Raw genomic sequence first — 10738 nt, 5'->3', positions numbered from 1 at the left:
GGCGTCCCTGCCCCGGCTTGCGCGGCGAGCCGAGGAAATAGATCGCGGCGAGCACGATCGCGCCGACGACGATCAGGATCAACCGCAGTTCGTTGGCGCTCAGTCCTTGCTGTTCCATGCATTGACTCCCGGTTTCAGGCCGCGCCGACGAGCTTGGACGCCTCGGCAAGATCGACCTGCACGAGGCGCGAGACGCCGGGCTCGCGCATGGTCACGCCGCAGAGCTGGTGCGCCGCTTCCATCGTCGTCTTGTTGTGCGACACGAACAGGAACTGCACGTGCTCGGACATTTCGTTGACCATGCTCGAGAAGCGGCCGACGTTCGCCTCGTCGAGCGGCGCGTCGACTTCGTCGAGCAGGCAGAACGGCGCCGGGTTCAGACGGAAGATCGAGAACACGAGCGCGACCGCGGTCAGCGCCTTCTCGCCGCCCGACAGCAGCGAGATCGACGTGACGCGCTTGCCGGGCGGCCGCGCCATGATCGACACGCCGGTGTCGAGCAGATCGTCGCCGGTCAGTTCGAGATACGCGTGACCGCCGCCGAACAGGCGCGGGAACAGTTCCTGTAGTCCCGAATTGACCTTGTCGAAGGTTTCCTTGAAGCGCTGGCGCGTCTCGCGGTCGATCTTCTTGATCGCGCCCTCGAGCGTTTCCATGGCCGTCGTGAGGTCGGTCAGCTGCGCATCGAGATAGGTCTTGCGCTGCGACTGTTCCTCGTATTCCTGGATCGCGGCGAGGTTGACCGGTTCGAGGCGGCGGATCTTGCCTTCGAGTTCGCTGAGGCTCTGCGCCCAGTCGCCGATGTCGGCATGCGCCGGCAGGCTTTCGAGCACGGCGTCGAGTTCGAGCCCCGCCTCGTTGATCGCCTGCGCGAGATTGTCCGCGCGCATCTTGAGGCTGTGCTCCGACAGGCGCTTCTCCGACAGCGCTTCGCGCCGCTGGGTCAGCACGTGCTCGACGCGCTGGCGCTCCTGGTCGAGGCGGCGGAACTCGGCGTCGCAGTCCTCGAGCGCGCGGCGCGCATCGACGAGCTGGCGGTCCACGAGCAGCCGCTGGTTCAGATAAGCCTGGCGTTCGCCGTCGAGTTCGGTCTGCGGATCTTCGTCGGCGGCGAGCTGCTGCGCGATCTCCTGGCGCCGCGAATCGAGCTGCGCGATCTGCGCCTGCATGCGGCCGAGCGCCTGTTCCAGCGACTGGATCGCGCTGCGCTTGGATTCGATCGACAACGCGAGCTGATGCGCCTGGTCGCGCGCCTCGCGCGCGTTCATGCGCGCTTCCTCGCGCTGCTCCAGCGTGCGGCGGCGCTGGCCGTCGAGTTCCTGGCGGCGCTGTTCGAGGTCGCCCATGCGGATCACCGCGGCGTCGAGGCGTCCGCGCGCTTCCTTGACCTGGGCCTGGTCCTCGTCGAGCTTCGCGGTCAGCTGCTGCAGTTCCGCGTCGACCTTGTCCAGGCGCGCCTGCGCGGTCTCGACCTTGCCGCGGTGGCTCTGCAGCTGTCCGCCGATTTCGGCGAGCCGGCGGTGCGCCATGTAGAGCTCGCGCTGCGCGTCGTCGCGCAGGCGCTCGCTTTCCACTTTGCCCGATTTCAATTCGTCCAGTTGTTCGGCGAGTTCCTGGGCGCGCTCGTCGAGCGCCTCGACCTGGCCCTGCAGCGCATGGATCTCGCGTTCGCGTGCGAGCACGCCGGCCTGGGCGCCGCCGCGGCGCAGCACGCGCAGGTAGCCCGCGCCGAACCACTCGCCGCCCGGCGTGATCACCGATTCGCCGGCCGCAAGCGTGCCGGCGATGCGGCGAGCCTCGTCGGTCGATGCAGCGGTGCGCACCTGCGCGAGCAGCGCGATGACCGCCGCCGGTCCGCGCACGTGCGCCGACAGCGTGCCGTCGACCGCGTCGCCGCCGTGGGCCGAGGCGATCAGCGCCATGTCGGCCTCGCGCAGATGCGCGATTTCGTCAATGTATGCGCCCGGCGCATCGACGAGGACGCCTTCGAGCAGTCCCGACAGCACGCTTTCGACCGCGGTTTCCCAGCCGGCATCGACGTCGAGCGATTCGCCGAGGCGCTTCGCATCGGCGAGACCGGCCTGCTGCAGCCACTGGCTCGCAGCGCCCTTTTCCTGACCCAGCGCCGCATGCTGCAGCGCTTCGAGCGACGCGAGCCGGCCGCGCAGCGTCTGCAGCTGCTGGCGCGTGTCGCTGAGCCCGGACTGCGTGCCGCGTTCGGTTTCGAGCAGCCGCTCGTAGGCGGTCTTGCGCTCGTCGAGGAGGCTCGTCAGCGTTTCGACTTTCTCGCGCTGGGTTTCCTGTTCGTCGCCGAGCGACTCGGCCGCGGCGCTCAGCGCGCCGAGATCCGCCGCGCGTTTTTCGGCCTCGAGCGCTTCGAGGCGGCGCGCGGTGTCGAGGCACTGGCGGTCGAGATAGTCCAGGCGCGTGCGTTCGACCTCGGCTGCGCGCGCGGCTTCGGAACTCGACCCGGAATAGTCGTCCCAGGCGCCCTGCCATTCCGACAGCTTGGCCTCGGCCTCCCGCAGCACCTCGCCGGTCTGTTCGTCGACCTCGCGCAGCGCTTCGAGCCGCGGCTCGCCGTCGGCCAGTGCGGCACGCAGCGTTTCGATCTGCGCGCGGTCGCCGTCGATGTGCTCGGCGAGTTCGCGGTGCGCGCGCTCGGTTTCCTCGCGGCTCTTGTCGAGACGTTCGCGCAGTTCGCGATTGTGCGCGATCTGCTGCTCGACCCGCGCGATGTCGGCGCCGACCTTGTACACCTCGCCCTGCACGAGTCCCAGGTGTTCGCTCGCGACCTGGTGCCGCTCGCGGCTCGCTTCGAGCTGCGCCTCGATCTGGCGCTGGTCGGCGACGAACTTTTCGATCTCGATCTCGGCCTGGCGCAGCGCGCTGCCCTGCCCTTCGACCTCGTCGCGGATCGCGCGGTAGTTCAGCGCGCGCAGCTCGGCTTCTTTCTGCTTCTGCTCGGCTTTCAGCTCCTGCCAACGCGCGGCCGCCTTGGCCTGACGGTTCAGGTGCTCGAGCTGCTTGTCGACTTCGTCGCGCACGTCGCGCACGCGATCGAGATTCTCGCGCGTGGACTTGATGCGGCTTTCGGTTTCCTTGCGCCGCTCCTTGTACTTGGAGATGCCGGCGGCTTCCTCGAGATGGTGGCGCAGCGCTTCCGGGTCGGATTCGACGACCTGCGAAATCATGCCCTGCTCGATGATGGAATAGCTGCGCGCGCCGAGGCCGGTGCCGAGGAACAGGTCGGTGATGTCGCGGCGGCGGCAGCGGGTGCCGTTGAGCAGGTACTGCGACTGGCCGTCGCGGCTGACCACGCGCTTGACCGAGATTTCGTTGAACTGCGCGTATTCGCCGACGATGGTGCCGTCGGAATTGTCGAACACGAGTTCGACCGAGGCCTGCCCGACCGGCTTGCGCGCGCTCGAACCGGAAAAGATGACGTCGGTCAGCGAGTCGCCGCGCAGGCGGCTCGCGGCGCTTTCGCCCATGACCCAGCGGATCGCATCGATGATGTTGGACTTGCCGCACCCGTTCGGACCGACGATGCCGGTCATGTTGGTGGGCAGGTGCAACGTGGTCGGATCGACGAACGACTTGAATCCGGCCAGTTTTATCGTGGTCAGGCGCATGGAAGTACCGCTACGACGGGCGCGCAGTATAGCCGCCCGACTCCCGGGCGCGACTTCCGACGCTGAACGGTGCGGCCCGGTGGCGGGCCGCCTCGGACGCCCGGCGTTTGAAGCCCGGGCTTCAAACGAACGTTTGACACTGTTGTGCGGACATTGCTACTTTGCCGCGCCGCCGGACCGCTGCGGGGAGGCAGCGGACGGCGGAAAGACCCCTGTAATGAAGCGTGCTCCGGCTGTGCCCGGCAGCAGCACGGATGCTCGCCCCGACCAGGCAGGCCGCAGCCTCACCGCGGCTCGGAAACCCTGACCCGAGCCGCATCGGGAGGGAAAATGGTTCGTCTTGCTTTGGCGCTCTCGCTCACACTGGGAGCGGCTTCCGCGGCATCGGCCGCGGCCACCGGCGTGGCTTTCGTTCACGGCACCGGCGCCCAGACCAATGCGCTGGCCGACTACTGGACGCCGGAATTCGTCAACTCGGTCCGGCAAGGTCTGCCCGATCAGTCCAAATACGTCGTGATCAACTGCGACCTCGGCCAGTACATGTGGGACAGCCGCGCCGCAGGCTGCGTCGCCGGCCAGCTGACCACGTTCATCAACAACGCCGGCATCACCGACCTCGTCGTCATCACGCATTCCAACGGCGGCAACGTCGTGCGCTGGATCCTGTCGAACCCGACCTACGACAGCCGCTATCCGAACATCATCGGCAAGATCCGCTGGGTCAACGCGCTGGCGCCGTCGAGCGCCGGCACGCCGCTGGCCGACGCGGTCATGGCCGGCAACGTGTTCGAGCAGGCACTGGGCTGGCTGCTCGGCTACAAGAACGATGCCGTACGCATGCAGCAGGTCAGCTGGATGGCGCAGTACAACCAGAACAACCTGCTCGGCACGGCCGGACGTCCGGCACTGCCGAAGGGTTTCTGGAACGTCGTCGGCACCGATGTGGACTCCTCGCCGTTCGACGGCGACAGCTGGTGCGGCGGCTACCAGTACAACCTTGGCCTCGAAACCACGCAGAACTGGCTCGCGAGCTGCTCCGACGGCTTCCTGAACTGCACGAGCCAGCAGGCCGCCGGCCGCACCTGGTTCCGCGACATCGATCGCGTGGCGGGTTCCGAACCGCTGTCCCACAACCAGAGCCGGCGCGCCTGCTTCGGCCTGGATCGCATCCTGCGCGACGACATCTGAGGACGACCACATGGCGATTCTGAAATCCGCGGCGCCGGCCGCAAGCATTGCCCTGGGTGTCGCGTCGCTCGCCCAGGCCGCCGACCTGCGCCTGAGTTCGCCGTCCGCCGGCGACCAGGTTCCCGCCGCGCTCGTCGCGAGCAGGGACGCCGCCGCGACGCGCACGCTCGATCGCATGCCGACACGCATTTCCTGGGCCCTCGACGCGGCCGACGCGCTGAACGACAGGCCCGTTCCGTTCGTCCGCGAGAGCCGCGAATACTGGCTCGACGCGAGCGAAGCGCAACTGCAGCGCGGCGTCGCGCTGCCGACCACGGCCGATGCCGCGCTGATCCGCATCAGCCCGCACGGCAACAACCCGAGCCGGCTGACCGTCGACGATCTGGTCATCCGCAACGGCGCCCGCGAACTCGCCGGCCGCGCGGCGACGCAGAACGTCGCCGACGAAACCTCGCTGCGCGCCGCCGGCATGGACGTGCCCGACGGCACGGTCATCGCGAAGCTCGCGACGGCCGTCGGCAAGGGCGACCTGCGCCTCGTCGCGCCGACCGCGCGCGGCAGCTATCTGATCCACGTGTTCGAACCGGCCAGCAGCACCGTGCTCACGCTCGGCACGACGCGCGACACGATCCTCGCGGGCCAGAGCCTGCGCATCAGCGCGCGGCTGGACGGGGCCAGGGCCACTTCGGCCAAAGGCGTGCTGACCGCGCCCGACGGCCACAGCCAGCCCTTCGATCTGCGGCCGCAGGCCGACGGCAGCTGGCAGGCCGACGTCGTGCCCGATGCCGCGCATGCGAGCGGCCTCGAACTGTGGGAGGTGCATACCTTCGCGAGCGGCGGCGACCGCAGCACCCCCGTGCTGCGCGACGCCAAGACCGCGTTCGCCCTGAGCCGTCCGACCGCGCGCCTGACCGGCGACGTGCGCACCGTCGCCGATCCGGCGCGCGGCGGCGGACTCAGTCTCGACATCGGCGTGCAGGCCGCGAACGGCAGCCGCTACCAGCTCGCGGGCGTGCTCTACGGCACGGCGTCCGACGGCACGCGGCGACCGCTCGCCTACGCCCAGTCGGCCGCGTGGCTCGACGCGGGCAGCGGCAGGCTCGCGCTGACGTTCGACGCGGCGTCGATGGCGGCGGGCAAGCTTGCGGCGCCGTATGAACTGCGCGATCTGCGGCTGACGAACCAGGCCGACATGAGTCTCGTGGAGCGGCGCGAGCGGGCGGTCGAGATTCGCTGAAAGGCCGGGAATCGGGAGCGCGGAATCGGGAATCGCAGGCACTGAGCGACGGAATCCTCTCGCCGGAAGCAATCGGCAGAGGGTTTCGCGCGTTCCCGATTCCCGCTTATGGCACGCTACCGCGCATGACCCATGCCGTGCCCGCGCTGCGCCTGTCCAGTTTCTACTTCGCCTACTACGCCGTGCTCGGCGGCTTCACGCCCTACTGGAGCCTGTTCCTCAAGGACCGCGGCCAGAGCGAGGCCGCGATCGGCGTGCTGATGAGCCTCTGGTACGCGACGCGCATCGTGTCGCCGAGCAGCTGGAACTGGCTCGCCGGACGCTCGTCGCGGCCGATACGCTGGCTGTACATCGGCTGCACCGCGAGTCTGCTGAGTTTCTGCGCGTTCCTGCTGCCGCTCGGCTTCGCCGGCCTGTTTGCGGCGATGTGCGTTTTCTGCTTTTTCCACAACGCAACAATGCCGCAGTTCGAGGCGATCACGCTGTCGCATCTGCACGGCGTCAGCGAACGCTACGGCGCGATCCGGCTCTGGGGCTCGGTCGGCTTCATCGCGGTCGTCGGCCTGTTCGGTTTCCTGCTCGATCATCTGGCCGTGGCCTGGCTGCCGCTCCTGATGCTGCCGCTGCTCGCCGGCACGACGGCCTCGGCGTTCGCGAACGACTACGGCCCGGCCCAGCGCAATCCGCGTGCAGCGGCCGGCGCGGGTCTCTCCGAACGGCTGCGGCGTCCGGAAATCCTCGCGTTCTTCGTCGCCTGCCTGCTCGTGCAGATCTCGTTCGGCCCGCTGTACACGTTCTTCGCGCTGTATCTCGAACAGCACGGCTACAAGCCGTCGGTGCTCGGCCTGTTCTGGGTCATCGGCGTCGCGGTCGAGGTGCTCGTGTTCTACGTGTCGCCGAAGCTGTTCCTGCGCGTGCCGGCGCAGACCGTGCTGCTCGTCGCGATCGCGAGCGCCGCGCTGCGCTGGCTCGCGACAGCGCTGTTTCCGGAGTCGGCCTGGATCATGACGCTGGCGCAGCTTACGCATGCGATCAACTTCGCCGCATTCTTCGCCGCGGCAATGCAGCTGATGGCGCAGTACTTTCCAGGGCCGCTGGCCGGGCACGGCCAGGGCGTGTTCTACGGTTTTTCCTCGGGGATAGGCGGCGCGCTCGGTGCGCTGGTCGCGGGCCAGGCCTGGCGCTTCGGCGGCGGCAGGCTCGCGTTCGAACTTGCCGCCGGCTTCGCCGCGATCGCCGCACTGATCGCCTGGCGCTGGGTGCGTCCCGCACCGCCGCCGGATCAGGCCTCGGCGAACGCGTAGGCCAGAACCTCGCGGATGTCGTCGGTCGGCGCGAGGCACATCAACAGCCGCTCGATGCCGAGCGCGACACCGGCGCAGGCCGGCATCTCGCCGAGCACCGCGAGCAGATTCTCGTCGAGCGGCACCTCGCGCAGGCCGCGCTCGCGCCGGCGTGCGTTGTCGCGTTCGAAGCGGGCGCGCTGTTCGATCGGGTCGTTGAGTTCGTGATACCCGTTCGCGAGTTCGTAGGCGCCCAGATACAGCTCGAAGCGTTCCGCCACCGGATGCCCGCCGTCGTGGCGGATCCTCGCGAGCGCGCACTGGCTCGCCGGGTAGTCATGGATCAGCGTGATCGTGTCCGCACGGAACCGCGGCTGGATCCGGTGCGTGATCAGGAGATCGAGCCAGTCGTCGCGCACGAGGCCGGCCGGGTCGATGCCGAACTCGGCGAGCGGCGCGGCAAGTTCCGCTTCGCTCGCCGCGAACGGATCGAGGCCGAGTTCGTCGAAAAACAGGTCGCGGTAAGTGCTGCGCCGCACCTGCGCCCGCCGTCCGCGCAACGCGAGCGCCGCATCGACGAGGGCGCAGGTCTCGTCCATCAGCGCGCGATGATCCATGCCGACGCGATACCACTCGAGCATCGTGAATTCGGGATTGTGCCGCCGTCCCGCTTCGCCGTTGCGGAACACACGGCCGAGTTCGTAGCAGTCGCCGATGCCTGCAGCGAGCAGCCGCTTCAACGGAAACTCCGGCGATGTGCGCAGCCACCGCTCGCGCGGCCCGGCGTCGCGATGGCCGGTGAACGACGTCGTGAAGCTCTCGATGTTGGGATCGGTATTGCCGGCCCGCGACAGCAGCGGCGTTTCGACCTCGAGCACGTCGCGCGCGAAGAAGAAGTCGCGGATCAGGCGGTAGAGTGCGGCGCGGAGGCGCGAACCTCCGTGAGGTCCGCGAAACTCCACCGGCGCTGCACGCTGCGCGTTCTCCTCCTCTCCCCAACGCTCTTCCCCAAGCGCGGCTTGGCGGAGAGGGAGATGTTCGGCGCTCGCGCGCGACTCGACCGACGCGCTGCTCCCTCTCCCCCGGCGTTGTGGGGGGAGAGGGTTGGGGTGAGGGGGAGAAGGTTCGGCGAGCGCAGTGGCGACGGTGGCGATGACATCGTCCGTCCGAGCGAGAACGTCGTTGTTCCAGAACCTGAGCACGCGGAATCCGAGCGATTCGAGCAGCCGGCTGCGTTTCTCGTCATACGCCATATCGACGGCATGCCGACCACCGTCGACTTCGACGACCAGATGACGCTCGAGGCAAACGAAATCGACGAAGTCTCCGGCGATCTCATGCTGACGCCGGAACTTCACGCCGAGCTGCGCATGGCGCAGGCGACTCCAGATCCGCCGTTCGGCGTCGGTCGGGTTGCGCCGCATCGTTTGAGCGCGACCCACTACTGCTCCGCCAGAAACGCCAGCAGCCGCGCCTCGTCCCAGACCTCGATGCCGAGTTCCGCAGCTTTTTCCAGTTTCGAACCGGCACCCGGCCCGGCGACGACGAAGTCGGTCTTCTTCGAGACGCTGCCCGAGACCTTGGCGCCGAGCGCTTCGAGGCGATCCTTGGCGTCGTCGCGGCTCATGGCTTCGAGCGTACCGGTCAGGACGACGGTCTTGCCGGCGAGCACGCCGACGCTGGTGCGCTGCGGCGCGTGCTCCGGCCAGTGGACGCCGGCCGCGCGCAGCGCGGCGACGACGTCGCGGTTGTGCGCCTCGGCGAAGAACGCATGGATGTGACCGGCGACGACGGGGCCGACGTCGGGGATCGCGCGCAGTTCGTCGACTGACGCGGCCATGAGCGCGTCCAGTCCGCCGAACCAGCGCGCGAGCGCCTTGGCCGTCGACTCGCCGACGTCGCGGATGCCGAGCGCAAACAGGAAACGTTCGAGCGTCGTCGTGCGGCTCTTGTCGATTGCCTCCAGAAGATTCTCGGCCCAGCGCGTCGCGACTTTGCCCTTCTTGACCGTTTCGGGAATGCTGCCGCTTCGCTCCTGCGACAACCTGCGCAGTTCGGTCAGGTCGTCGCGTTCGAGCGCGTAGAGTTCGGCCGGACTGCGCAGACTCTGCGTCGCGTCCCCGCGGCGCAGGAACGGCAGCTCGACCATGTCGTCGATGATCTCGCCGCCGAGGCCTTCGATGTCCATCGCGCGGCGCGCCGCAAAGTGGAAAAGTGCCTCCTTGCGCTGGGCCGGACAGAACAGGCCGCCGCTGCAGACCCAGGCCACGCTGTCTTCGTAGACGGTCTCGGTCTTGGTCTGCTTCTTGAGCTTCTGTACGCGCTCGAGCGCCGAGCCGCAGACCGGGCACAACGTCGGAAACTGCCAGGGCGCCGCATCGGCCGGGCGGCGTTCGAGCACGACTTTCACGATCTCGGGAATCACGTCGCCGGCGCGGCGCACGATGACGCAATCGCCGATGCGCACGTCCAGGCGCGCGATCTGGTCGGCGTTGTGCAGGGTCACGTTGCTCACGGTGACACCGGCGACCTGCACGGGCTTGAGGCGTGCGACCGGCGTTGCCGCGCCGGTGCGGCCGATCTGGATGTCGATGCCGAGCAGTTCCGTCGACTGCTCCTGCGCCGGAAACTTGTGCGCGATGGCCCAGCGCGGCGCACGCGAGACGAAGCCCATCTGGCGCTGTCCGGCATAGTCGTCGAGCTTGTAGACCACGCCGTCGATGTCGTACGGCAGGCTGTCGCGTCGCTCGCCGATGCGGCGGTAGTAGGCGACGAGTCCGGCGAATCCGCGCGCCGTGTCGACCTCGGGCGAAACCGGAAAGCCCCACTCGCGCAGTTGTGCGAGCGCCGCGCTGTGGCGGTCGCCGAGGTTCTGCTCGGGCGTGGCCGGCAGATGCACGGCGTAGGCATAGAACGCGAGCGGCCGCTTCGCGGTTTCCTGCGGATCCTTCTGGCGCAGGCTGCCGGCAGCGCCGTTGCGCGGGTTCGCGAGCGTCTTCTCGCCGCTCTCGCGCGCCCGTGCGTTGTAGGCGTCGAACGCCGCGCGCGGCATGTAGACCTCGCCGCGCACGTCGAGCCGCCCGGGCCAGCCGCTGCCGCGCAGGCGCAGCGGAATCGTCTTGATCGTGCGCAGGTTCGCCGTGACGTCCTCGCCTTTCGTGCCGTCGCCGCGCGTCGCGCCGCGCACGAATATGCCGTTTTCGTAGACGAGACTGATCGCCAGACCGTCGAGCTTGGGTTCGACCGAGAACTCGGGCTCGGCAATGCCCAGCTTGGTCTCGATGCGGCGCTCGAAGTCGCCGATCGCGGCGAAGCGGCCGGCATCGTCGTCGGCCGTCACATCGTCGAACGCATTGTCGAGCGACAGCATCGGAATCTCGTGCACGACCTCGGCG

The 10738-nt window shown here is 68.6% G+C and carries 6 protein-coding genes and 1 pseudogene; 3 read left to right on the top strand and 4 right to left on the bottom strand.

The window, feature by feature from the left end; all coding sequences use genetic code 11:
• Positions 1 to 134: 134 nt before the first annotated feature.
• A complete protein-coding gene (smc, locus tag VLF18_RS07190; RefSeq protein WP_325278938.1) occupies positions 135 to 3635 on the bottom strand; it encodes a chromosome segregation protein SMC in 3501 nt (1166 codons plus the stop codon).
• A 330-nt stretch (positions 3636 to 3965) separates the two neighbouring features.
• Between smc and VLF18_RS07185 the strand changes: the two genes are divergently transcribed.
• The 3 genes from VLF18_RS07185 to VLF18_RS07175 all read left to right on the top strand — a co-directional run bounded on the left by VLF18_RS07185 (position 3966) and on the right by VLF18_RS07175 (position 7364).
• Positions 3966 to 4823 (top strand): hypothetical protein, encoded by an 858-nt coding sequence (locus VLF18_RS07185; RefSeq protein ID WP_325278937.1) that lies wholly within the window; start codon positions 3966 to 3968, stop codon positions 4821 to 4823.
• A 10-nt stretch (positions 4824 to 4833) separates the two neighbouring features.
• Positions 4834 to 6060: a DUF4785 domain-containing protein gene (locus VLF18_RS07180; RefSeq protein ID WP_325278936.1), complete on the top strand. Its 1227-nt coding sequence runs from the start codon at positions 4834 to 4836 to the stop codon at positions 6058 to 6060.
• Between the two features lie 125 nt (positions 6061 to 6185).
• On the top strand, positions 6186 to 7364 hold the full coding sequence (locus VLF18_RS07175; protein ID WP_325278935.1) for an MFS transporter: 1179 nt from the start codon (positions 6186 to 6188) through the stop codon (positions 7362 to 7364).
• On the opposite strand, the gene epmA is transcribed toward VLF18_RS07175, so the two are convergent.
• The 3 genes and pseudogenes from epmA to ligA all read right to left on the bottom strand — a co-directional run.
• Positions 7343 to 8305 (bottom strand): EF-P lysine aminoacylase EpmA, encoded by a 963-nt coding sequence (gene epmA / locus VLF18_RS07170; RefSeq protein ID WP_325278939.1) that lies wholly within the window; start codon positions 8303 to 8305, stop codon positions 7343 to 7345. The genes VLF18_RS07175 and epmA overlap by 22 nt on opposite strands.
• 180 nt (positions 8306 to 8485) lie before the next feature.
• Positions 8486 to 8767: pseudogene (locus tag VLF18_RS07165) on the bottom strand (endonuclease domain-containing protein); the annotation flags it as partial.
• 17 nt (positions 8768 to 8784) lie between these two features.
• Positions 8785 to 10738 (bottom strand): NAD-dependent DNA ligase LigA (ligA, locus tag VLF18_RS07160; RefSeq protein WP_325278934.1); only part of this gene is annotated, 1954 nt, incomplete at its 5' end.

Origin of the sequence: Tahibacter sp. (genome assembly GCF_035481375.1) — a bacterium.
Classification (GTDB): domain Bacteria; phylum Pseudomonadota; class Gammaproteobacteria; order Xanthomonadales; family Rhodanobacteraceae; genus Tahibacter.
The sequence above is the reverse complement of the archived record's forward strand: the minus strand, read 5'-3'. Positions and strand labels throughout refer to the sequence as shown.

Bases quoted from the DNA above. Each gene is read 5' to 3' on its own strand.
- smc (WP_325278938.1), bottom strand. From the start codon at position 3,635: ATGCGCCTGACCACGATAAAACTGGCCGGATTCAAGTCGTTCGTCGAT.
- VLF18_RS07185 (WP_325278937.1), top strand. From the start codon at position 3,966: ATGGTTCGTCTTGCTTTGGCGCTCTCGCTCACACTGGGAGCGGCTTCC.
- VLF18_RS07180 (WP_325278936.1), top strand. From the start codon at position 4,834: ATGGCGATTCTGAAATCCGCGGCGCCGGCCGCAAGCATTGCCCTGGGT.
- VLF18_RS07175 (WP_325278935.1), top strand. From the start codon at position 6,186: ATGACCCATGCCGTGCCCGCGCTGCGCCTGTCCAGTTTCTACTTCGCC.